Raw genomic sequence first — 24,513 nt, forward strand, 5'->3', positions numbered from 1 at the left:
CGGTAGCTCGTCCGATGAAGCTGGAGGCCGGCGCCATGCGAGACGCGGTCATCGTCGAAGCCGTACGCACCCCTGTCGGAAAGGGCAAGCCGAACGGCTCCCTCGCCCACGTCCACCCCGTGCAACTCCTCGCCCACACCCTCAGCACCCTGGTCGAGCGCTCCGGCGTCGACCCGGCGCTGATCGACGACGTGATCGGCGGCACCGTCGACCAGGTCGGCGAGCAGGCCATGAACACCACCCGGTACGCCGTCCTCGCCGCCGGCCTCCCCGAGTCCGTCCCGGCGACCACCGTGGACCGCCAGTGCGGCTCCTCCCAGCAGGCCGTCCACTTCGCCGCGCAGGGCGTGATCTCGGGCGCGTACGACCTCGTCGTCGCCTGCGGCGTGGAGTCGATGAGCCGGGTGCCGATGTGGTCCAACGTGCCCGCGGGCAAGGACCCGTTCGGGCCCGGCGTCGCCGAGCGCTATCCGGACGGGCTGGTTCCGCAGGGGATCAGCGCCGAACTCATCGCCGCCAAATGGTCCCTCACGCGCGCGCGGATGGACGAGTTCGCCGTCTCCTCGCACCACAAGGCCGCCGCCGCGTGGCGGACCGGGCTCTTCGACGCCGAGGTCGCGCCGCTGGACGGCGTCGCACGCGACGAGTGCGTCCGCCCGGACAGCACTCCCGAGATCCTCGCGGGCCTCAAGCCCGCCTACTACGACCCCGGCTTCGCCGAGCGCTTCCCGCAGATCGAGTGGAACGTCACCGCGGGCAACGCGAGCCCCGTCAACGATGGCGCCTCCGCCGTCCTGATCACCTCCAGCGACACCGCGGCCCGGCTCGGCCTGCGCCCACTGGCCCGTCTGCACAGCTTCGCCGTGACCGGCTCCGACCCGCTGCTGATGCTCACCGGGGTCATCCCGGCCACCGAGAAGGTGCTGCGCCGGGCCGGACTGACGCTGGACGACATCGACCTGTTCGAGGTCAACGAGGCCTTCTCCAGCGTGGTGCTCGCCTGGCAGCAGGAGACCGGCGCCGACCTCGCCAAGGTCAACGTGCACGGCGGCGCCATCGCCCTCGGCCACCCCCTCGGCGCCAGCGGCACCCGGCTGACCACGACCCTGGTCCACGCGATGCGCGAACGCGGCGCCCGCTACGCGCTCCAGACCATGTGCGAGGCGGGCGGACTCGCCAACGCGATGATCCTGGAAGGAGTCTGAGCCCGGGCTCCGGCGACGGGACGGGGCGGGGCAGGACAGCGCCGAGCAGCGGACCGGCCACCGCCGGGACCGCCGGTCATCGCCGGGGCCGCCGGTCACCAGGCCACGACCCGGCCGGCGGCGGTCACCAGGCCATGGTCCGCCCGGCGGCGGTCCCGGCCATGACGCGCTCGGTGGTGGTCAGCAGGCCATGACTCGTCTGGCGGCGGCCACCCAGGCCAGGACGGGCCTGGTGGTGGTCACCAGGCCACGATCCGCCCGGCGGCGGTCCCGGCCATGACGCCCCCGGTGGTGGTCAGCAAGACGCGCCTGGCGGCGGTGACCAGGCCATGGTCCGCCCGGCGGCGGTCCCGGCCATGACGCGCTCGGTGGTGGTCAGCAGGCCATGACGCGTCTGGCGGCGGCCACCCAGGCCAGGACGGGCCTGGTGGTGGTCACCAGGCCACGATCCGCCCGGCGGCGGTCCCGGCCATGACGCCCCCGGTGGTGGTCAGCAAGACGCGCCTGGCGGCGGTCACCAGGCCACGATCCGCCCGGCGGCGGCCCCGGCTATGACCGGCCCGGCGGCGTGACCAGGCCATGGTCCGCCCGGCGCCGGTCACTAGCTCGTCGGTCGCGGCGATGGCAGCCTCCCGGTGCGCGGCCAGCACGGTGTGGTCGGCGGCGTCGCGCAGGTCGAACGCGGCGAGGGCCGCCTGGCGGGCCGGGCCGGTCAGGGACGGTTCGAGGACGGAGACCGCGACCAAGGGGGCGGTCACGGCGGAGCGGGTCGCGTGGGACGCCGCCCGCGCCGCCTCGGCGGCGCCCTGGCCCGCGCCGTTCAGGCGAAGGTCCTCGCGCGCCACAGGGCCCGCCGATGGTCACCCAGGGCCGCCACCAGTTCGCCCAGCGCCACGCGCAGCGCCTCCGCCCTCCGCTCGGCGTGGGCGGCCCGCTCACGGCGGGACTGGAGCAGCGCGGTGAACGCGCCGCCGGGCAGCGTGCCGGCCACGGCGATGACGCTGGACCACATCGAAGGCTCCCCTCGGCGGACGGGCGCCGGCGCTCACCGGCCGCGCAGCTGGTGGCGCTTGCGCCAGGCCACCACCGTGCCCGCAAGCGCCGGTACGGCGATGCAGGCCATCGCGATCAGGAAGGCGGGGGAGGTCGGCGCCGAGGCGCGGGCGCCGGCGACGGCGTAGGCGGCCGTGTTCGGGACCGAGCCGAGAGCGGTGGCCAGCAGGAAGGGCAGCCAGCCCATGCGGGAGACGGCCGCGCAGTAGTTCGCCGCCCAGAACGGCACCCCCGGGAAGAGCCGCAGGGCCAGCATGGACCGGAATCCGTGCCGGCTGAGCTGCCCGTCGGCCGCTCGCAGCCAGCGGCCCCGCAGCAGCGGGCGCAGCGCGTCCTGACCGAGCAGCCGGCCCAGTCCGAAGGCCACCCCGGCACCGAGCACCGTGCCCGCCAGCGCCGTCGCCAGCCCCACCTGCGAGCCGAACAGCGCGCCCGCGGCCAGGTTCAGCAAGGGGCGCGGCACGAACGCGACGGTGCACAGCCCGTACGCCGCGGCGAACACGACGGCCGCCGCGGCCCCGCCGAGCTGCGGCGGCCAGCCGTGCGTCAGCAGTTGCTGCGGCTCGAAGAGCAGCACGCACGCGGCGGCACCCACGAGCAGGGCGACCAGCAGCGACAGCCGGGCGTACGGGGACAGCAGCACGCGCGTGCAGCGGGCGGCCAACCCCGCGGGGCGCACGGGGAGAACGGGGACGACGAACTCCTGGGCGGCGGCCCGAGGGGAGGCCGTGGCGGTGCCAGAGCGGTTGGCATCGAGCATCCGATGACATTAACCGACGAACGTGTGTGATCGCCGTCAACTGTGTCCCATGACCGTCACCGCACGGCACCGGCGCCCTCGGACGCCGGTGAACGAGGACGGGCCCAGGCGCCGGCGACGCCCGGACCCGTGCCTCATGCGGCGAGACGGCCCGCGTGCCTCATGCGGCGAGCAGGACCGCGTGCCTCATGCGGCGAGAGCGTGACCGGGGTGCAGAACCACCTTGGTGTAGCCCTCGATCCGCTTGTCGAACTTCTCGTACGCCTGCGGCGCCTGGTCCAGCGGCAGCTCGTGGGAGACCACGAAGCTGGGCTTGGCCCGCCCGGCGATGATCATGTCGCGCAACTGGCGGTTGTACCGCTTGACGTTGCACTGACCGGTACCCATCTGCTGGCCCTTCTCGAACATCCTGCCGATGGAGACCAGCAGCTGGCCGTGCTTGGCGTGCTCGTCCGGGCCGCCGGGGTCCGAGGGCACGTACAGACCCGGTACGCCGAGCATGCCCGTCGGCCGTACCGTCTCGACCAACTCGTTGAGGACGATGGCGGGTTCCTCGTGGCTGGCGTCGTGGCTCTGGGCCTGGTAGCCGACGGCGTCGACGCCCTTGTCGGTGCCCTCACCTCCGGTCTGTTCCTTGATCTGCTCCGCTGGGTCGCCCTTGGTGAAGTCGATGGGGATGGCTCCCATCTCCTCCGCCTTGGCCAGCCGCTCGGGCACCCGGTCGACGGAGAAGACCTTCGCCGCACCGCGCAGCAGTGCGGAGTAGGCGGCCATCAGGCCCACCGGTCCGGCGCCGTAGACGGCCACGGACTCACCGGGGGACACCTGGGCGAGTTCGCACCCGTGGTAGCCCGTCGGGAAGATGTCGGCGAGCAGCACGAAGTCGGTCTCGAACTCCTCGCCCGGAGGCAGCTTCAGGCAGTTGAAGTCGGCGTACGGCACCCGCAGCCGCTCGGCCTGGCCGCCGATGAACGGCCCCATCGCCACATAGCCGTAGGCCCCGCCGGCGAATCCGGGGTTGACCGTCAGGCAGAAGCCGGTCCTTCCGACGAGACAGTTCTTGCAGAATCCACAGGCGACGTTGAACGGCATCACGACGCGGTCACCCTCGGACAGGGAGGTCACCCCGCTGCCGACCTCCTCGATGATGCCCAGGTTCTCGTGTCCGAAGACGATGCCCGCCTCGGCCGCCGTGCGGCCCTCGTACATGTGCAGGTCCGAGCCGCAGATCGCGGTCGACGTGACCCGTACGAGGACATCGTTGGGGTGCTGGATCTGGGGGTCCTGGACCTCCTTCACCACCACGCTGAAAGGCTCTTCGTAGACGACGGCTTTCACGTCTGTCACCTCCGCGTCGAGCGTCACCCCCCTTCCAGGGAACGCCTGTACGGAGGGGGTTGCAAGCCGCGTCGGGACGGATCAATGCACTGCGCAATAAGATTGCAGATGCGAATGCGCGGGAAAACCATTCGACGCCGGACGCACCCCTCGGCGATGATCGACGGCATGTTCCGGTACGCCTTCCTCGTCGCAGCATCCGCCGTCGCGGATGCTGCGAAGGCTGCCGTCCCGCACCTCGTGGCCGCCGTCGACGGCGCCCGAAGCTGACCCTCTCCGGATCGTCCGGCGGACCCCGCAGGGGGAGGGTCGGCGAGTCCCCGGGGTCCCGCATCGTCTGTCACGGCTGAGAGGCTACGAGGTACAGCCATGTCCAAAACGGCCTACGTGCGCACCAAGCCGCACCTGAACATCGGCACCATGGGTCACGTCGACCACGGCAAGACCACCCTGACCGCCGCCATCACCAAGGTCCTCGCCGAACGCGGCACCGGCACCTTCGTCCCGTTCGACCGCATCGACCGCGCCCCGGAGGAGGCCGCCCGCGGCATCACCATCAACATCGCCCACGTCGAGTACGAGACCGACACCCGGCACTACGCCCACGTCGACATGCCCGGCCACGCCGACTACGTCAAGAACATGGTCACCGGTGCCGCGCAGCTCGACGGGGCCATCCTCGTCGTCTCCGCGCTCGACGGGATCATGCCGCAGACCGCCGAACACGTGCTGCTCGCCCGGCAGGTCGGGGTCGACCACATCGTGGTCGCGCTGAACAAGGCCGACGCGGGGGACGAGGAGCTGACCGACCTGGTCGAGCTGGAGGTCCGCGACCTGCTCACCGCCCAGGGGTATCCGGGCGACGCCGTACCCGTCGTCCGCGTCTCCGGGCTGAGGGCCCTGGAGGGCGACCCGCGCTGGACGGCGTCCGTCGAGGCGCTGCTCGACGCGGTGGACACGTACGTGCCGATGCCGGAGCGGTATCTGGACGCGCCGTTCCTGCTCCCGGTCGAGAACGTGCTGACCATCACCGGGCGGGGCACGGTCGTGACCGGGGCCGTGGAGCGGGGGACGCTCCGGCTGGGCGACCGGGTGACGGTGCTGGGCGCGGACGCCGAGACCGTGGTCACCGGGATCGAGACCTTCGGCAAGCCGATGGAGGAGGCGCAGGCCGGGGACAACGTGGCGCTGCTGCTGCGGGGGGTGCCCCGGGACGCCGTCCGGCGCGGGCACGTGGTCGCGGCGCCGGGCAGCGTGGTGCCGAGCCGTCGGTTCACGGCGCGGGTGTATGTGCTCTCCGGGCGCGAGGGGGGTCGTACGACGCCCGTCGTCAGCGGTTACCGGCCGCAGTTCTACATCCGGACGGCGGACGTCGTCGGTTCCGTGGACCTCGGCGAGGTGGCTGTCGCCCGGCCCGGAGACACGGTGGAGATGAGCGTCGAGCTGGGACGGGAGGTGCCGCTGGAGCCGGGGCTCGGTTTCGCCGTCCGTGAGGGCGGGCGGACCGTGGGAGCGGGGACCGTCGTCGCCGTGGGGTGAAGGGTCGCGGGACGTGCGGGGTGGGCGGGCGCGGGAGGTGCGGGGGTGAACGGTTGCGGGAGGTGCGGGCGCCGACAATGGAGAAGTGAACGCATCGATACCCGTCACCCGCACCACCGACCACGGCACCGCCAAGCTGATGCCCGATGTCGACCGTGAGCGGGCCTGGCTGCTCACGGTCGACGGGGCGCCGCAGTCGTACGTCGACCTCGATGATCCGGAGTATCTGGAGTTCGAGTACGCGCGGCGGCTGGGGTACGTCCTGGACACCGTGGCCGAGACCGGGCGGGCGGTGGACGCGGTGCACCTGGGCGGAGGAGCGCTCACGCTTCCCCGGTACCTCGCCGCCGCCCGCCCCGGCTCCCGGCAGGACGTCGTCGAGGCGGACCGGGGACTGCTGGAGCTGGTCACCGAGTGGTTGCCGCTGCCGGAGGGCTCGGGCATCGCGCTGCACGCGGCCGACGCCCGGGCCTGGCTGGAGGAGGCGCCCGACGACCACGCCGATGTGCTGATCGCCGACGTGTTCGGCGGGTCCCGGGTGCCGGCGCACCTGACCACGCTCGCCTACGTCCGTGCGGCCGAGCGGGTGCTGCGGGCCGACGGGGTGTACCTGGCCAACCTCGCGGACGCGGCGCCGTTCGGGTTCCTCCGCTCCCAACTGGCGACTCTGGCCGCGGTGTTCGAGGAGCTGGCGCTGATCGCCGAGCCGGCCGTGCTACGCGGGCGGCGGTTCGGGAACGCGGTGGCCGTGGCCTCGCACCGGCCGCTGGACACCGCCGCGCTGGCCCGGCGCACCGCAGCGGACGCCTTTCCGGCGCGGGTCGAACACGGGGCAGCCGTCAGGGAGTTCATCCGTGCGGCCCGGCCGGTCGAGGACGCCGACGCCGTACCGTCACCCGAGCCCCCCGACGGGGCGTTCGGTATCGGCTGACGCCGGCGGCGAGCCGGCGACCGGGCGGGTACGGCGGGTCAGATTGCGGACGTCCGGGACCAGCAGCACGAGGGCCGTGACCACGACCACGCGAACGCGGCGGCGATCAGCGAGCCGTTCGCACCGAGACCGGTCACGACGGCGGCCGCGGTCAGCAGGGAGTAGTTGCGTCCCGCCCAGGCGGGTCCGCGAGGGCGGGCGGGGGAGCCGGCGGTCTGCGTCACCGGACGACTGTCCCCGCCCGGCTCCCGCTCTGCCAAGTGAGTTGGCGGACGACGGTCAGTCCGCGATCGGGTCGCCGTGGAGCCGTACCGTGCTGAGGATCTTGTTCATGGTCGCGTCGGGCACCTCGTCCTTGACGCCCTTGGCGCCGTAGAACGTCCACGAGACGAAGCTGCCCGTGGAGTTCTTGAAGGCGAACGTGGTGGCCTTGCCGTCGGTGTCGCACTTGTTCTTCTTCGGCACGCCGACGACGTACGACGTCGCGACGCTGCCCTTCACGCCCGACGCCGTCGTGAAGGGCTTCGCCTTGCCGATCCGCAGATACTTCTTCGCGGCCTCCGACTGGTCGGTGTAGCCGCCGAACGCGAAGGTGGCCGAGTCGCCGCGGGCGATGCTCGCGGTGTCCTTGGCGCCGTTCTCGCCCTTGGTGCCGCTGCCCGCGAGCGCGTGCGACTCCTTGGTGCCGCTGTCCTCGGAGGTGCAGTAGTCCGGCTTCAGGAACGTGGTGCCGGAGAAGCCGATGTACGCCGAGCCGTCGCCCTTCGCCTCGTCCTCGAAGAAGGAGAAGACGCCGGGCCGCTGCACCTCCCAGTCGGCGGGTACGTCGAACGCCGTGCCGTACTTGGGATTGACCACGACCTTCCAGCCCGCCACGGTCGGCTTCTCGGTCTCGTTGCCGCGCGGGTTGCCGGTCGCGGAGGACGTGGGCGAGGCGGGCTCGGTGGCCGTCGGCGACGGGCTCGTGTGCTGTCCGCCCTTGCCGTTGTCCGCCTCGTCGTCCTTCGAGCCGCCCAGCACCAGATAGCCCGTCACGGCCGCGGTGACCACGACGGCCGTGGCCGCGACGATCGCGACGAGCTTGGTACGGCCGCCATTGCCCTGCGGCGGCTGGGGCACGGGCGCGCCGGGAGGCTGCCCCCACTGCGGCTGCTGTCCGTACGGGCCGGCCTGTGCCTGCTGTCCGTGTGCCTGCTGTCCGTACGGGGCGGCCTGCGGGTACTGCTGGTATCCGGGCTGCTGGTACGGGTTCGGCTGCTGGTAACCAGGCTGCTGATAAGGGTTCTGCTGCTGGTTCTGCTGCGGGTTCGGCGCGCCCCCTGGCGGCTGCTGATCTGGCCACATGGCCAGTAACCCTAGTGGCTTCACTGGTCAGGCTCTGCTACTCGTGAGTAACATGCCTGGCCATGAGCGCAGACCAGATGTCGATCGACGACATGCTCGCCGCCACCGTACCCATGGCCCGGACCCTGAACCTGGAGTTCCTGGAGACCACCCCCGACCAGGCCGTGGTGTCCCTGCCGGACCAGAGCGCGTACCACAACCACGTGGGCGGCCCGCACGCCGGTGCGATGTTCACCCTGGGCGAGTCGGCCAGCGGCGCCATCGTGCTGGCCGCCTTCGGGGACCAGCTCTCGCGTGCCGTGCCGCTCGCCGTGCGGGCCGACATCGCCTACAAGAAGCTGGCCATGGGCGCCGTCACCGCGACGGCGAAGCTGGGCCGCCCGGCCGCCGAGGTCGTCGCCGAACTGGACGCCGGACAGCGCCCCGAGTTCCCGGTGTCGATCGAGATCCGGCGCGCGGACGGCGCCGTGACCGGCGAGATGACCGTCGTGTGGACCCTCCGGCTGAACGACCAGCAGAAGTGAGCACCACGCCCCGCTCCCGACGCGCCGGAGCGGGGCGCCGCGTTCCTCGGTCTCCTCGAACCCGGCAAGGAGCACGGGAACTGACGGCCTGTATCCAGACCTCCGGCACCGGCACCTTCTTCTGCCGGCCGGCATGTTCATCATCTGCGGCGCCTCCAGCAACGGCATCATGTGGAGCAACCGGGTGCCCGCCGCCCACCACCACGGCATGCACGCGACCGTCGCCTGACCCATGTTGTCCCTGGTCTTCACCGCCTCGGCCCAGCCGTCCGTGATCGCCTTCGCCGTCGGCTACGTCTCGTCGGCGTGACGACCGTGCCCCCGGTCATCGCCCTCAGCCGGCGGACGTACGGGGACGACGGCCCCATCGTCTTCGGCTGGGCCAACTCCGCCCACCGCCATCGCGCGAGACGTCTTCGGCACCTACGACACGGTGTGGATCGCCGGCTCGCCCAGGCCGGGAAGCCGGAGATTTCGTGTGCCATCCGGCTTTTCCGGTGCCGAACTTGACGGCTGATCGGGACGCGGTTCGCGGATACCGGCGGTAACCCTCGGAGAACAAACCGACTTCGCCGCCGGAGGCATTCTCACTTCTTGTTTCCTGTGAGTCGCGTGTGCCAAGGTGAGCCTCCCCACGGGAGGGCAAAGGCAGACGACATCGACGTCGACGCCGGCCCTTTAGGTATGCACCAATCAGGCACTGCTTTCCCGCGGGAACCGCCCCCCACATGCGGTCCCGCGGCTGGAAAGGAAATGGTTCCGTGCAGTCCTCTCACCCCCCACGCCCGCCCTATCCGCCCCTGCCCGGCCCGACCGGGGAGTCCGACCGCGCGCTCGTCGCCCGGCTGAGCGGCCCGGACGACGGCCGCCACCACGCCGTCGCGCTGCTGCTCGCCCGGCACTGGCGGGCCACCCGCGACTATGCCGTGGTCTGTCTGGCCGCCGCCGGGTCCAGCGCCCAGCTGGTGGCCACCGCCGCCTTCCAACAGGTGCTCGGCCGCATGGCGGGCGGCGCGATCGGCGGCGCTCTGCGCCCGCAGTTGCTGGTCGCCGTCCGCGACACCGTCCGCGCCTGGGCCGCCGACGAGGCTGCCCGCATCGCCCTGCCGGAATTGCGCAAAACCACCGGCGGGCGCGGTCTGCGCGCCACAAAGCCCGGGCCACCGGAAAGCAGGCAGCTCGCCGCCCAGGCATTCCAGGCCCTTCCCGGCGCCTCGCAATGCCTTCTCTGGCACACCGAGGTCGAAGCCGAACCCATAAACATACCGGCCGGTCTGTTGGGCGTCGACGCGGCCACCGCGACAACCGCCCTGGAGCAGGCGCGCGAGCAATTCCGCGCCGGTTGCGTACGCGCCCACCGCGAACTCGCGCCCACCAAGGAATGCCGCTTCCACAACCGGCTCCTCGACGTCCCCATCCGGCGCGGCGGCACCCTGCTGCCGGACGTGCGCCGGCACCTGACGGTCTGTGCCCACTGCCGGCACGCCGCCGAACAACTCGGTCTCTTCGACGGCGGCCTGCCCCTGCTGCTCGCCGAGACCGTGCTCGGCTGGGGGGCCCGCCGCTACCTCGGCTCATGGCCCGGCCGCGGCACCCGTGAGGAGTGGCCGCCCCCGGCCCCCGAGGAATGGCCGCCCCCGCCGACCGCACCCCCCGCCACCGGCGGCCGGCACCGCACCGGACCCGGCCACCGCCACCGCAAGGCCGTCGTCATCGGCGTCGGACTCACCTCGCTCGCCCTGCTCGCCACCGTCCTCGGGGTCCGCAGTCGGTCCCACGACAACGGTGTCCCCGACCCCGGCGCCACCTGGGGCGCCCCTGCCGGCGAGACCACACGGCCCAGCGGCACCGGCGCCCGCTCCGCCGCCTCACCCTCCGCCGCCTCCGTCGGCGCACCCGTCGAGGTCGCCCACGGCGCCCTGCGCGGGCCGGCCTCCGGGCTCTGCCTGGACGTGCGCGGCGCCCGGATCGCGGCGGGCGCGGGCGTGCGGCTCGCACCGTGCTCGGCGGCGGCCTCGCAGCAGTGGTCGTACCGGGACGACGGCCTGTTGCGCAGCGCCGCCGACCCCTCCCTGTGCCTCGCCGCCGCCCCCGGGACGAAAACCGCGACGCTGGCCGACTGCGCCATGCCCGCCGGGGAGGTGTCGTACGACGTCACCGTGCGCGGCGAGATCCTGCTGCGCCGACACCACGGGCTGGCCCTCACACCGGGTTCCGGCCGTCCCGGTGCGGGGGTCACGGTGGCGGAACGGGACGGGTCGGCGGAGCAGAGGTGGGTGTTCGGGGCTGGGGCGGCGCGTTCCGGTGACCGGCCGGAGGGTTCGGAGGGTTCGGAGGGTTCTGGAACTGGGCCGGAGGGGCCCGGTGGGCGCGGCGAGTCCGGTGCCGGGCGGCCGGGGGCGTCCAGGGATGGTGCCGGGCAGGCTCCCGGGCACGAGGGGGACGGCGGCACCTCCCGGGGGAAGCCGGGGCGTGCCGGTCAGGGCGGCGGTGAGCAGGGCGAGCCGCGCATCGCGCAGGTCCGTGCGGGGGAGGCGGAGCCGGAGCGGCCGACCGGGGCAGGGGGTGCCGGTGCGGCCGGGGGAGCGGGGGGCGTGGCGCAGGCGGGCGACCTTCTCGGTCCGGTCGCCGACGCGCTGACCTCGCCGGTCGGGGGTGCCGGTACCGGTATCGGCGGGGCCGCGTCGGCGGCCGTACGGACGGTGCTCGGCTGACACACGGTCGGCGAGTACGCCAACGCCGCCCTGTCCGTATCCCGTCGGCCCGGTTCGAGCCACCGGGCCGGCGTGATGCGGAATTCACAGAAGGCGGCCGGACGTCCCGGCGCGTGGCGCGGGGGCGCATGCCCGGTGAAGCGGGCGGACGGTTTTGACGGGCTTGTGCCGGTGTGGCGTACGCGGTCGGTGAGGCCTCCGTCGTCGCCGGTGCGGGGAAATGCTGGATTTACCGCCTGTTGCGCGGAATTCGGCAGGCTGGCCGAATCGGCGCCACCGCACAGGGAAAGGCTGCGCCGTTATTGACCCGCGAGTAACGACCTCGCTAGTTTCCGAGGCCCTCGCACCAGAGTGTCTCCCCGCGCATCCCCCCACCGAGCTGTCTCCTCGATCGTGCCGGAGCATCATGACCTCCCCTGTGCGTGCCCATGACCTGATCCTGTGCCTCACCCCGTTCGGAGAACCCGACGCCGGCCTGGCCGCTGCCGCCTGTGCCGCCGGTGCGCTCGGCGTCCTGGACCTGGGCACCGGCGACCGAAGATGCCGCGAGCAGCTGTCCCGGCTGAGGCGTACGGCACCGGGCCCCTTCGGCGTACGGGTGACCGGTCGCTGTGCCCTCACCCCCGCGGACCTCGGCGGCGCCGTGGACACCGTGGTGCTCACCCCGGACGCGACCTGGGCGGCGGGCCGACTCGCGGCCGGCTGCCGTGTGCTGGCGGAAGTGCGCGACCTCGGTCAGGCCCGTGCGGCGGCCCGTGCGGGTGCGCGCGGACTGATCGCCCGGGGCGGCGAGAGCGGTGGCAGGGTCGGCGAGCTGAGCACCTTCGTCCTGCTGCAACAGATGCTGGCGGACGAGGAGTTGAGGGGCCTGCCCGTATGGGCGTGCGGGGGCGTCGGCCCGCGTACGGCGGCGGCTGCCGTGGCGGGCGGCGCGGCCGGTGTCGTCCTCGACAGCCAACTGGCCCTGCTGGCCGAGTCGGCGCTGCCCGAGGCGGTGCGGGCGGTGCTGCGGTCCCTGGACGGTTCCGAGACCGTGGTGCTGGGCGGGCACCGGGTACTGCGGCGACGCGGCCCCGACGCGCCACAGCCGCCCGCCGACGACCCCGAAACGGTCGCGTCCCTGCTGAGCGCCCGCGAGTTGCGCGGCCGACTGCTGCCCGTGGGCCAGGACGGCTTCCTCGCGGCCCGGTTCGCCGAGCGTTGGGGGGACGTGCGGGGGGTCGTACGCGGGGTGTCGGCGGCGGTGGAGGAGGTGGTCGGGTCGGCGGCGGTCGGGTCGGCGGTGGTCGGTGAGGTGGTCGAGTCCGCCGCGATGCCTGACCTGGGCGGGGCGGCGGCGCCGACGCCACCGGCGGGTACGGCCCTGCGGCCCGGGTCGGCGATGAGCCGGGCGCTGGGCACTCGGTTACCGGTCGCGCAGGGGCCCATGACGCGGGTCAGTGACCAGGCCGGATTCGCCGCCGCCGTGGCCGAGGACGGCGCGTTGCCCTTCCTCGCGCTGGCCCTGGCCGACGGTGAGCGGACCCGGGCGATGCTCACCGAGGCGCGGGCCGTGCTGGACGGCCGCCCCTGGGGCGTGGGCGTGCTCGGCTTCGCGCCGGAGGACATCCGGAACGCCCAGCTGGACGCCGTACGGGAGCTGCGGCCCACGCACGCGATCGTCGCGGGCGGCCGGCCCGCCCAGGCGGAGGCGCTGGAGCGGGCCGGCATCCGCACCTTCCTGCACGTGCCCTCGCCGGGGCTGCTGCGGCAGTTCCTGGACGCGGGCGTGCGCAGGTTCGTGTTCGAGGGGGCCGAGTGCGGCGGGCATGTCGGGCCCCGGGCCTCCTTCCCGCTCTGGGAGGCCCAACTGGCCGAACTGGAAGGCTTCCTGGCGGACGCCGACGACGAGACGGCGCATGCGCTCGAGGTGTTCTTCGCGGGCGGCGTCCACGACGAGCGGTCGGCGGCGATGGTCGCCGCGCTGGCCGCGCCGCTCACCGCCCGGGGCGCCGCCGTCGGCGTCCTCATGGGCACCGCCTACCTGTTCACCGAGGAGGCCGTCGCCCGAGGCGCCGTCCAGCCGCTGTTCCAGCGGCAGGTCCTGGCCGCCACCGAGACCGCGCTGCTGGAGACGGCACCGGGCCATGCCACCCGCTGTGTGCCCAGCCCCTTCACCCGGACCTACCGCGAGCACGAAGCCGCGTTACGCGCACAGGGCTTGGCCGACCGGGAGGTCTGGGAGCGGCTGGAACGGCTCAACGTCGGCCGGCTGCGCATCGCCGGCAAGGGCCTGACCCGCGCCGACGACGGTGAGGTGCGGGCCGTGGCGGAGGAACGGCAGCTCACCGAGGGTCTGTTCATGGCGGGGCAGATCGCCGTGCTGCGCTCGGCGCGCACGACCCTGGCGGCCCTGCACCACGCGGTGACCGACGGCGCGGCCGACTTCCTCACCCGGCGGGTCGCGCGGCTCGGCCCCGACACGCCGACCGGACGAGCCGACCGGGCCGTACGGCCCAGTCCCCGCGCCACCCCCGAACCGCCGCCGCCCCCGCCGCTCGACATCGCGATCGTCGGCATGGCCTGCATGTTCCCGCAGGCCCCCGACCTCGCCACCTTCTGGGCGAACATCGTCACCGGACGCGACGCCGTCACCGAGGTCCCGCCCGGCCGATGGGACCCCGCCGTGCACCACACCGCCGGCAGCACCGCGTCGAAATGGGGCGGCTTCCTGCCGCCCGTCCCCTTCGACCCGCTGCGCTACGGCATCCCGCCCACCTCCCTCGGCAGCATCGAACCCGTCCAGCTGCTGTCCCTGGAAGCGGCCCGCGGAGCACTGGAGGACGCCGGATACGGCGAGCAGGGACGGCAGTTCGACCGCTCCCGCACCTCGGTCGTCTTCGGCGCCGAGGCCGGCAGCGACCTGTCCAACGCGGTCACCCTGCGGGCCGTGCTCCCGTCGTACTACGGCAAGGTCCCCGAGGGACTGGACGACCAACTGCCCCGGCTCACCGAGGACTCCTTCCCCGGCATGCTGGCCAACGTCATCTCCGGCCGCATCGCCAACCGCCTGGACCTCGGCGGCGCCAACTACACCGTCGACGCCGCCTGCGCCTCCTCCCTCGCCGCGCTGGACGTGGCCTGCAAGGAACTCGTCTGCGGCACCAGCGACCTCGTGCTGTGCGGCGGCGCCGACCTGCACAACGGCATCAACGACTACGTCCTGTTCTCCTCCGTCCACGCGCTCTCCCCGACCGGCCGGTCCCGCGCCTTCGACGCCTCCGCCGACGGCATCGCCCTCGGCGAGGGCGTGGCCTGCGTGGTCCTCAAACGGCTCGCGGACGCCGAACGCGACGGCGACCGGATCTACGGCGTGGTCAAGGGCCTCGGCTCCGCCAGCGACGGCCGCTCCCTCGGCCTGACCGCGCCCCGTCCCGAGGGCCAGCGGACCGCGCTGGAGCGGGCGTACCGCAATGCCGGTGTCCCGCCGGCCGCGGTCGGTCTGCTGGAGGCGCACGGCACCGGGACCGTCGTCGGCGACCGCACCGAACTCACCGTGCTCGGTCAGGTGTTCGCCGAGGCGGGCGCCGCGACGGGCGGTTGTGCCCTCGGGTCGGTCAAGTCGCAGATCGGGCACACCAAGTGCACTGCCGGACTCGCCGGCCTGATCAAGACCACGCTGGCGCTGTACACCGGCGTCAAGCCGCCCACCCTGCACCTGGAGCGACCCAACCCGGCCTGGGACGAGGCCGACAGCCCGTTCGTCTTCCACACCCGCGCCCAGCCCTGGGCGGCACCGGCCGCCGAACGCCTCGCCGGGATCAGCGCGTTCGGCTTCGGCGGGACCAACTTCCACGCGGTACTGGCGGCGTACGGTGACGCGCCACCGCCCCGGCAGGCCCTGGACGCCTGGCCCGCCGAGCTGTTCCTCTTCCGGGGCCGCGACATGGCGGCGGCCCGCCGGACCGCCGAGGAGATCCTGCGCGCCGCCGAGTCCGCCGACAGTCCGTGGCGTCTGCGCGACCTCGCCCTCGCAGCGGCCCACCGCGCCGACACGTCCCACGAACCGGCACAGGCGGCAGTCGTCTCCCACGACACCGGAGAACTGATCGGACAACTGCGACGGATCGCGGCGGGTGAGCAGGACCCGGGCGCGGGGGCGTATTTCGCGGAGACGGGCGGAGGGGGCGCTCGCGCGGACGGGGGCGCCGGCGCCCACCCCCCGGGTCCCGACTCCCCGTTCCACCGAACCGCCCCGCACTCCGCCCCCACCGGCACAGCAGCAGTCGGCAGTGGCCAAGTCGCCTTTCTCTTCCCCGGGCAGGGCAGTCAGCGCACCGGTATGCTCGGCGAGCTTTTCGTCGTGTTGCCCGAGCTGAGGGACTACCTGCACCTCGGTCGCACCCACGCCGACCGGCTCTTTCCGCCGGCCGCCTTCGACGACGCCGCGCGTGAGCGGCAGCGGGCCGCTCTCACCGACACCCGGACGGCGCAGCCCGCCCTCGGTGTCACCGGTCTCGCCGCGCACGCCTTCCTCACGTCGGCCGGTGTCCACCCGGACCTGGCCGCCGGGCACAGCTACGGCGAACTGGTCGCCCTCGCAGCGGCCGGCGCCCTCGAGCCGGAGACCCTGCTGGAGCTGAGCGCCGAGCGGGCCGGCGCGATCCTGGCGGCGGCCGGCGACGAGCCCGGCACCATGGCCGCCGTGGGTGCCCCCGCCGAAACCGTCGTACGCACCCTGCGCGCGGCCGGGGCACCGGGGTCCGTCGTCGTCGCCAACCTCAACTCGCCCGAGCAGACGGTGATTTCGGGACCGAGCGCGGATGTCGACACCGCCGTACGGGCCCTGCGCGCGGCCGGGCTCGGCGCCCGCCGCATCCCGGTGGCCTGCGCCTTCCACAGCCCGCTCGTGGCCCCCGCGGGGGAGCGCTTCGCCAAGGTGCTCGCGGACAAGCCGGTCCGGGCGCCCGAGTTCCCCGTCTGGGCCAACCGCACCGCCGCCCCCTACCCGCAGGACCCCGACGGCGTACGCGCCGAACTGGCCGCCCAGATCGGCGCCCCGGTGGCCTTCGCCGCGCAGATCGAGGCGATGTACGAGGCGGGCGCGCGGATCTTCGTGGAGGCGGGCCCGGGGACGATCCTCACCCGGCTCGTCGGCCAGATCCTCGGCGGCCGCCCGCACCGCACGGTCGCCTGCGAGCCACGGGCCGACAGCGGCCTGGCCGGCTGGCTCGACGCACTCGCCCGCCTCGCCGTCGCCGGGCAGCCGGTGCGCACCGCGTGGCTCTTCCGGGGCCGCGACGCCGTCGACGCGCTGCGCACCCCGGCACCGAAACGGCCCGGCTGGACGGTCGACGGACACCTCGTCCGTACGGCCGACGGAGCACTCCTGCCCGGTGCCCTCGCGCCGGCCCGACGCGTCCTGGAGACGACTGTGACGACCGACCAGCCGAACGGCGCCCCGGCCGACCGGGACGCGCTGATCTCCGAATTCCTGCGCACCAGCCGGGAGATGATCGCGGCCCAACGGGACGTGCTGCTCACCTACTTCGGCGCCACGCCACCGGCGCCCGCCGTCCCCGTCGCACCCGTGGCCCCCCTGACGTCCGCGCGGGCCCTGGAGCCTGTCGAGACCGTACGGCAACCGCCCGCGCGACCGGAGCCGAGCGGCCCCGTCGAGCCGGGTCCGCCGGAGGACGTGGAGCGGGTCGTACGGGAGATCATCAGTGAGCGCACCGGCTACCCCGTCGACATGATCGAGCCCGGCCTGGACCTCGAAGCAGATCTGAGCATCGACTCCATCAAGCGGGCCGAGATCGCGGGCGAACTCGCGCAGCGCCTGGGGATCGCGGGCGGCCCGGAACTGCTCGACGACACGGAACTGGAGGAGTTGGCCAAGGCCCGCACCGCGGCAGCGGTCACGGCGTGGCTGTCGGCACGGATCGGTGCGGCAACCCATGACGGTCAAGTGCCATCCGAGGACGGGCGCTTGGGGATGGGGACGCCCAGCGACACCCCTGCCGGTGTCGCTCCCCAGCGCTGCGAACTGCGGCCCGTCCCGCTTCCCGACCCGGCACCGGCCACTGACCTGTCCGGCCGGCGGTTCGTCCTGCTCGGCGGTGCCGCCGACGACACGGCGGCCCAGGTCGCCGCGCGGCTCACCCGGTACGGCGCCGACGCCGTGCTCCGCGACCGAGGCCACCTCCTCGGCGCCGCCGACGGCCCGGTCGACGGCGTCCTCTACCTGGGCGCGCTGACAGGCCCCGACCTCCCGGTGCTGCCGGACGCCTTCCCGGTGTTCCGGGCGGCGCTGGAGCGCGGCCCCCACGTGCTGCTGGCCGTGCGCGCCGCCGAGGGCGCCGGGGCGCTGCGGGCGGCGGGGCTGGACGGTCTGATCCGCAGCGTCGGCCGCGAGTACCCGGACCTCCTGGCGCGGGTGCTGGCGGTCGCCGACACCGGCCCGGCGGCCGTCGCCGACGCGGTCCTCGCAGAGCTGCGCGCTCCGGAACCAGCTCCGGAACCGGGTCGGGTACCTCGTGAACCCGCTCGGGCACCTCGGGAACCCGCTCAGGCACTCTTGGAACCCGCTCCGGCACCTTTGGAAAACGCTCCGGCACCTTCGGAACCCACTCCGGCACCGGCCCCCGTCGTCCTGCGCACGGCCGCCGGACTCCGCCACGCCCTGGCGTTGGTGCCCGCGCCCCTCGGCCCGCTCGGCACCACCGGGGCCGGACCCGCCGGGGACGGCGCCGCCGAGGCCGCCGCGCTCGGGCTCGACCGGGACTCCGTGGTCCTGCTGGTCGGCGGCGCCCGGGGCATCACGGCGAGGTTCGCGGTCACGCTCGCGGCCTCCTGCCGGTGCCGGATCGAGGTGCTCGGCCGTACGCCCGCTCCCACCGCACCCGAGGCCCCGCACACCGCCGCCGCCCGCACCCCCGTCGAGCTGCGGGCCGCGCTCGCGGCGGGCCCCGGCGCCCCGAAGCCCGCCGACATCAACCGTTCCGCCGAACTGATCCTCGCCCAGCGGGAGATCACCACCACGCTCGCCGAACTCACCGCTCTCGGCAGCCCGGCCCGCTACCGCGCGGTGGACTTCCGGGAACGCGACACGGTCCTCCAGGCCGTCAAGGAGATCCACGCCGAACACGGCCGGCTCGACGGTGTCGTCTTCGCCGCCGGCGTGATCGAGGACCGGCTGATCGCCGAGAAGACCCCCGATTCCTTCCGACGGGTCTACGGCACCAAGACGGCCGGGGCCGCCTCGCTGTTCGCCGCCCTGGACGACCTGCCCGCCGCACCGGCGTTCACCGTGCTGTTCGGCAGCATCGCCGCCGTCCTCGGCAACCGGGGCCAGGCCGACTACGCCGCCGCGAACGACGCCCTGGAAGCGCTCGGCGCCGACTGGGCGGCCCGTACCGGCCACCGCGCGCTCACCGTTCACTGGGGTCCCTGGGCGCCGGCCGGCAGCCACACCGGCATGGTCGGCGCGGAACTCGGCCGCGAGTACGCCCGGCGCGGGGTCGCGCTGATCGACCCGGAGGAGGGCACCGCGGCCCTGCTCCGCGAACTCGCCTGGGGCGACCCGGCGGCCCGCGCCGTCGTCTACACCGCCTCGGGCTGGTGACATGACAGACAGTCAGCCACCCGTCGCCATCGTCGGGATGGCGGTGCTGCTGCCAGGCGCCCGCGACCTCGACGCCTACTGGCGCAACCTGCGCGACGGCACCGACGCGATCACCGAGGTCCCCGCCGGCCGCTGGGACGCCGACTACTACGCCCCCGGCTCGGCCGCCGGACCCGCCGTCGCCGACCAGGTGTACTGCCGGCGCGGCGGATTCGTGGACGGCCTGGCCGAGGTGGAGGTCACCCGCTACGGCATCATGCCCGCCTCGGTGCCCGGCACCGAGCCCGACCAGTTGATCGCCCTCGATGTGGCCGCCGCCGCGCTCGCCGACGCGGGCGGCCCGGAACGACTGCCCGAACGGCACCGGACCGGGGTCGTGCTGGGCCGGGGCGGTTATCTCACCCCGGGCCTGGCCCGGCTGGACCAACGGGTGCGTACGGCCCACCAACTCGTCCGCACGCTCGGCGAGTTGCTGCCCGGCCTGGGAGCCGGCCAACTGGACCGCATCCGGGCCGCGTTCACCGAACGGCTCGGGCCCGACAGCCCCGACGCCGCGATCGGCCTGGTACCCAACCTCGCCGCCTCCCGCATCGCCAACCGCCTCGATCTGCGCGGGCCGGCCTACACCGTGGACGCGGCCTGCGCCTCCTCCCTGGTCGCCGTCGACCAGGCGGTCACCGCGCTCACCACCGGCCGCTGCGACCTGATGCTGGCCGGGGGAGTGCACCACTGCCACGACATCACCCTGTGGAGCGTCTTCTCCCAGCTCCGCGCCCTCTCCCCGACCGAGCGCATCCGCCCCTTCCACCGCGACGCCGACGGCACCCTCATCGGCGAGGGCACCGGGGTCGTCGTACTGAAACGGCTCGCGGACGCCGAACGCGACGGCGACCGCGTGTACGCAGTGATCCGGGGCACGGGCGTGGCCGGCGACGGCCGTACGGCGGGACTCGTCAGCCCCGACCCCGGCGGGCAGACCCGCGCCGTGCGCCAGGCCTGGCGGGCCGCCGGACTCGACCCCGCCGCGCCGGACTCCATCGGCCTGCTGGAGGCGCACGGCACGGCCACACCCGCCGGTGACACGGCCGAACTCACCACGCTGGCCGAGGTGTTCGGGCCGGGAACGGGTCACGGCCGGGACGCCGACCGTCCCGTGCTCGGCTCGGTGAAGTCGATGATCGGTCACACCATGCCGGCGGCGGGAGTGGCGGGCCTGGTCAAGGCCGCGCTCGCCCTCCACCACCGCACCCTCCTGCCCACCCTCCACTGCGACGAGCCCCACCCCGGCCTCGCCACCACCCGCTTCCACACCCTCCAGCGCGCCCAACCCTGGGAGACCGCCCCGGGGCGCACGCGGAGAAGAGCAGCGGTGAACGCGTTCGGCTTCGGCGGAATCAACGCCCATGTGGTGCTGGAGGAGGCAGCGGCTTTCGCCGGGGCCGGCGGGGCGAGCGCGCAGGTGGGGGCGGGCAGGTGGTCCGCGCCCACGCTCGCGGAGAGCGACACGGATGGGCGTTCCGTGCCTGTTGCCGGGGGCGGCGGGAGTGGTGCGCGGGCGGACGCGGACGGGTGTTCCGTGCCTGTTCGTGCCGGGGGCGGCGGGAGTGGCGCGGAGGCGGACACGGATGGGCGTTCCGTGCCTGTTGCAGGGGGCGGCGGCAGTGGTGCGCGGGCGGACGCGGACGGGTGTTCCGTGCCTGTTCGTGCCGGGGACAACGGGAGTGGTGCGCAGGCGGTCATGGGCGGGTGTTCCGTGTCCGCGCTCGCCGGGGCTGAAGGGGGCCGGGCGCGGGCGGACACGGATGGGCGTTCCCTGTCCGCGCTCGCACAGAGCGGGAAACAGGCGGCCACGGACGGGCGGACTGCGTCCACTCGCCCCGCTCTCAGTGGCAGCCCCCCGCGCGTCACCGAACCCGAGCGTGTCCTCCTGCTGTCGGCCGATGACGTGGACAGCCTCGCCGCGCTCCTCGATGCCGGCGACTCCGCCGTCCTCGCCGCCGGGCTCGACCCCGCCCGGCCGCACAGCGACGCAGGTCCGGTCCGGCTCGGTGTCGTGGAGCCGACCGCCAAGCGGCTCGCCCTCGCCCGGCGCGCGGTCGCCAGGGGCCGCGCCTGGCACGGCCGTGGTGACGTGTGGTTCCGGCCGGCGCCCCTGCTCGGCCGGTCCGGCGGCAGACTGGCGTTCGTCTTCCCGGGCCTGGAGGCCGACTTCACACCCCGCACCGACGACATCGCCGCCCACTTCGGCCTCCCCCCGGCCTCCGGCACCGGCCCGGACGTTCAGGTCGGCGACATCGGCCGGCACGGCTTCGGCGTCGTCGGCGTCGGCCGCCTGCTGGACCAGGCCCTGCGCCGCATGGGCGTCGTACCGGACGCGGTCGCCGGGCACAGCGTCGGCGAGTGGACGGCCATGGTCGCGGCCGGGCTGTACTCGGCGGACCAAGTGGACGTTTTCATGGCCGAGTTCGACCCGGACTCGGTCACCGTCCCCGGCCTCGTCTTCGCCGCCGTCGGCACCTCCGCCGCCCATGTCCACGCCATCCTCGCCGGCGCCTGGGCGGACGCCGGGATCGTGCTCTCCCACGACAACGCGCCCCGCCAGTCCATGGTCTGCGGCCCCGGCCCGGCGGTGGAGGCGTTCGTCCGGTCGCTCCGCGCCGAGGGCGTGCTCTGCCAGGTGCTGCCGTTCCGGTCCGGCTTCCACACGCCGATGCTCGAACCGTTCCTCGCCCCCATCAAGGAGGCCGCCGACCGCTTCCGGCTCCACCCGCCGACCGTGCCGGTGTGGTCGGGCACGACAGCCGCTCCCTTCCCACCGGACGAACCGGCGGTCCGCGACCTGTTCGTCCGGCACCTCCTGGAACCCGTCCGCTTCCGCGAGCTGACCGAGGCCCTGTACACCGCCGGTCACCGCGTCTTCGTCCAGACCGGCCCCGGCCGGCTGCCCTCCCTGATCGGCGACACTCTCGGCGACCGCGATCACCTGGCCGTAGCCGCCAACTCACCTCACCACAGCGGTCTGGCCCAACTCCGCCGTGCCGCAACGGCGTTGTGGACGGCCGGGGCAACCGTGGCACCGGCGGCACCCCCGAGTGCCGGGGCGGGGCCGGCCGCCGTACGCCCGCCCGTCCGCCTCGACCTCGGCAGCGCCCTGGTGTCCCTGGACGTCGCGACCCGCGAGGCGCTGCGCGCGCACCTGCGACCGACGGAGCCGGGCGTACGGCCCCACTCCGGCACCCCGGCGCTGGACGACCTCGCCGTGCACCACCCGGCCGCCGCCGAACTGACCGCCCTTCTGCGGGACACGGCGATCACGGCGGCGGAGCTGATCGCGGCGGGCCACCGACCCAACGACCGAACGCCTCCCACGCCGGCGACAGGTGCGCCCGACTCCGGCAGCACCCCCACCGCCGCTGTTGCCACCGTCCCCAGCACCCCCACCACGACCGTCCCCCGCGCCCCCACCACCACGACCCTGCACGTCTCCCCGCACACCATGCCCCACCTCCTCGACCACTGCTTCTTCCCCCAGCGTCCCGGCTGGCCCGACCTGGAGGACCGCTGGCCGGTCGTCCCGGCCACCACGATCGTCCGGCACATGATGGACGCGGCGGAGGCGGCGGCGCCCGGCCTGCGCGCCGTCGCCGTGCACGGCGCCCGCTTCGACCGCTGGCTCACCGCCGTACCCCCGGTCGACGTCCAGGTCACCGTCACCCCGACCCCCGATCGCCCGCACCGCGTCCCCGTCCCCCCGCCCCCCGATCGCCCGCACCGCGTCCCCGTCCCCCCGCCCCCCGATCGCCCGGACCGTCTCCCCGTCACCCCCACCCCCGACCACCCCACCCACGTCACCGTCACCTTCGGCCCCACCGCCCGCGCCGTCGTCGAACTCGCGCCGCACCACCCCGCACCGCCCCCGCCCGGCCCCCGCCCGGACGCCCCCGAACGCCGCCCCGCGCACACCGCCGCGCAGCTCTACCGCGACCGCTGGATGTTCCACGGCCCGGGGTTCCAGGGCCTGACCGAGCTGACGGCGATCGGGGAGCGGCACGTCCGCGGAGTGATCACCACCCCGGCGGCCCCCGGTGCCCTGCTCGACAACGTCGGCCAGTTGCTCGGCTACTGGATCATGGCGACCCGCACCGAGCGGACCGTCGTCTTCCCGGTGCAGTTGGGGGAGGCCCGGTTCCACGGACCGCACCCGGAGCCGGGCACAGAGGTCCACTGCCTGCTGCGGATCACCTCTCTCACGGACACCGTGCTGGAGGCGGACGCGGAGCTGACCGTCGGCGGCCGGGTGTGGGCACGGCTGACCGGCTGGCAGGACCGCCGCTTCGACAACGACCCCACGACCAGGCCCGTCGAACGCTTCCCCGAGCGCCACACCCTCTCCACGGTCCTGCCCGGCGGCTGGGCGCTGGTGCACGAGCGGTGGCCGGACCTCGCCTCCCGTGAACTGATCATGCGCAACTCACTGGGCGGCGCGGAGCGCGCCGCCTACGCGGAGCGCCCACCGCGCGGACGCCGGCCGTGGCTGCTCGGCAGGATCGCGGTCAAGGACGCCGTACGGCACTGGCTCTGGCAGCAGGGTGAAGGACCGGTCTTCCCGGCGGAGATCCGGGTCGGCAACGACGCACTCGGCCGCCCGTACGTCACCGGAGTGCACGGCCGCGACCTGCCCCCACTGGACGTCTCGCTCGCGCACCGCGCCGAGGCGGGCGTGGCGCTCGTACGGCCGCACCGCCCGCGGCCCGGTCCCGGCATCGACATCGAAGAGGTCACCGACCGGGACGCGGCGACCCTCATCACCGCGCTCGGCCCGGCCGAACTGCGGCTCCTGCGGGCGCGGTGCGCGGACGGCGGCGATCCGCAGTCCGTGTGGTTCACGCGGTTCTGGGCCGCCAAGGAGGCGGTCGCCAAGGCCGAGGGTGTCGGATTCGGGGGCCGGCCACGGGACTTCGCCGTTCTGGAGGCCGCCCCGGACGGCTGCCGGCTCGTCGTCACGGGCCGCCTGGAACGCGCCTACACCGTGCACTGCGCGCCGGTGGCCAACCCGCCCGGCCTGCCCGAGCGCGCCTACGTGGTGGCCTGGACGACCGGGCCCGGAACGGACGCCGCACCCCCCGACCCAGCAGCCGACGCCGCACCCCACGACCCCGCAGCAGAGGAGCAGCCCCGATGAACCCGACCCCGCCGGCCCCGGCGCGGCCCACCGCCGACACCGTGCTGGCCGACGTCACCGGCATGCTCCGCACGGTCCTCGCGGAGTACGGCGACGACGACATGGCCATCGGCATGTCCACCACCTTCAACCACGATCTGGAACTGGAGAGCATCGACCTCGTCACCCTGGCGGGCCTGCTGGAGGAGCGGTACGGACAGCGGGTCAACCTCGCCGAGTTCCTGGCCGGCATGGAGTTCGAGGAGATCATCGACCTGACCGTCGGCCGGCTCGTGGAGTACGTGGTGTGGAGCCTGAAGACCACCCAGGCGGGCTGACCG

General features: G+C 74.2%; 13 protein-coding genes and 1 pseudogene. 8 read left to right on the top strand and 6 right to left on the bottom strand.

The features are described from left to right. Positions 1 to 35 precede the first annotated feature (35 nt). Entirely contained in the window at positions 36 to 1,205 is a 1,170-nt protein-coding gene (locus tag ACZ4WH_RS12105; RefSeq protein WP_468179317.1) for a thiolase family protein, read from the top strand. A gap of 434 nt (positions 1,206 to 1,639) precedes the next feature. On the opposite strand, the gene ACZ4WH_RS12110 is transcribed toward ACZ4WH_RS12105, so the two are convergent. From ACZ4WH_RS12110 to ACZ4WH_RS12125, 4 genes are all read right to left on the bottom strand, one after another. Next, positions 1,640 to 2,050 carry a hypothetical protein gene (locus ACZ4WH_RS12110; protein WP_468179318.1) on the bottom strand — a complete coding sequence of 137 codons (411 nt, stop codon included), beginning with the start codon at positions 2,048 to 2,050 and terminating at the stop codon, positions 1,640 to 1,642. Continuing rightward, the gene (locus ACZ4WH_RS12115; protein ID WP_468179320.1) at positions 2,026 to 2,217 is read right to left on the bottom strand and encodes a hypothetical protein; all 192 of its coding nucleotides are present in this window, start codon (positions 2,215 to 2,217) and stop codon (positions 2,026 to 2,028) included. The genes ACZ4WH_RS12110 and ACZ4WH_RS12115 overlap by 25 nt, the downstream gene beginning before the upstream one ends. Before the next feature lie 33 nt (positions 2,218 to 2,250). Then, positions 2,251 to 3,018 carry a TVP38/TMEM64 family protein gene (locus ACZ4WH_RS12120; protein WP_468179322.1) on the bottom strand — a complete coding sequence of 256 codons (768 nt, stop codon included), beginning with the start codon at positions 3,016 to 3,018 and terminating at the stop codon, positions 2,251 to 2,253. A gap of 186 nt (positions 3,019 to 3,204) precedes the next feature. Beyond that, positions 3,205 to 4,356 carry a glutathione-independent formaldehyde dehydrogenase gene (locus tag ACZ4WH_RS12125; protein WP_468179324.1) on the bottom strand — a complete coding sequence of 384 codons (1,152 nt, stop codon included), beginning with the start codon at positions 4,354 to 4,356 and terminating at the stop codon, positions 3,205 to 3,207. 369 nt (positions 4,357 to 4,725) lie between these two features. Between ACZ4WH_RS12125 and tuf the strand changes: the two genes are divergently transcribed. Continuing rightward, positions 4,726 to 5,895, top strand: coding sequence for an elongation factor Tu (tuf, locus tag ACZ4WH_RS12130; protein WP_468179326.1), 1,170 nt, complete (start codon positions 4,726 to 4,728; stop codon positions 5,893 to 5,895). 85 nt (positions 5,896 to 5,980) lie between these two features. Beyond that, positions 5,981 to 6,826: a spermidine synthase gene (locus ACZ4WH_RS12135; RefSeq protein WP_468179328.1), complete on the top strand. Its 846-nt coding sequence runs from the start codon at positions 5,981 to 5,983 to the stop codon at positions 6,824 to 6,826. 89 nt (positions 6,827 to 6,915) lie between these two features. Here the strand turns inward: ACZ4WH_RS12135 and ACZ4WH_RS12140 are convergent. Both ACZ4WH_RS12140 and ACZ4WH_RS12145 read right to left on the bottom strand, forming a co-directional pair. Then, positions 6,916 to 7,050, bottom strand: a pseudogene (locus tag ACZ4WH_RS12140) (MFS transporter); the annotation flags it as partial. A gap of 55 nt (positions 7,051 to 7,105) precedes the next feature. Next, on the bottom strand, positions 7,106 to 8,170 hold the full coding sequence (locus ACZ4WH_RS12145; RefSeq protein ID WP_468179329.1) for a DUF8017 domain-containing protein: 1,065 nt from the start codon (positions 8,168 to 8,170) through the stop codon (positions 7,106 to 7,108). Between the two features lie 62 nt (positions 8,171 to 8,232). Between ACZ4WH_RS12145 and ACZ4WH_RS12150 the strand changes: the two genes are divergently transcribed. From ACZ4WH_RS12150 to ACZ4WH_RS12170, 5 genes are all read left to right on the top strand, one after another. Further along, positions 8,233 to 8,694 carry a DUF4442 domain-containing protein gene (locus ACZ4WH_RS12150; RefSeq protein WP_468179331.1) on the top strand — a complete coding sequence of 154 codons (462 nt, stop codon included), beginning with the start codon at positions 8,233 to 8,235 and terminating at the stop codon, positions 8,692 to 8,694. Between the two features lie 761 nt (positions 8,695 to 9,455). Further along, positions 9,456 to 11,408, top strand: a complete 1,953-nt coding sequence (locus ACZ4WH_RS12155; RefSeq protein ID WP_468179333.1) for an RICIN domain-containing protein — start codon at positions 9,456 to 9,458, stop codon at positions 11,406 to 11,408. 406 nt (positions 11,409 to 11,814) lie between these two features. Next, entirely contained in the window at positions 11,815 to 19,011 is a 7,197-nt protein-coding gene (locus ACZ4WH_RS12160) for an SDR family NAD(P)-dependent oxidoreductase (protein ID WP_468179335.1), read from the top strand. A 1-nt stretch (position 19,012) separates the two neighbouring features. Further along, positions 19,013 to 24,193 (top strand): type I polyketide synthase, encoded by a 5,181-nt coding sequence (locus ACZ4WH_RS12165; RefSeq protein ID WP_468179337.1) that lies wholly within the window; start codon positions 19,013 to 19,015, stop codon positions 24,191 to 24,193. Continuing rightward, positions 24,190 to 24,510: an acyl carrier protein gene (locus ACZ4WH_RS12170; protein ID WP_468179339.1), complete on the top strand. Its 321-nt coding sequence runs from the start codon at positions 24,190 to 24,192 to the stop codon at positions 24,508 to 24,510. The genes ACZ4WH_RS12165 and ACZ4WH_RS12170 overlap by 4 nt, the downstream gene beginning before the upstream one ends. Positions 24,511 to 24,513: the final 3 nt, after the last annotated feature.

The sequence above is a fragment of the Streptomyces sp. NPDC029138 genome (assembly GCF_055564375.1).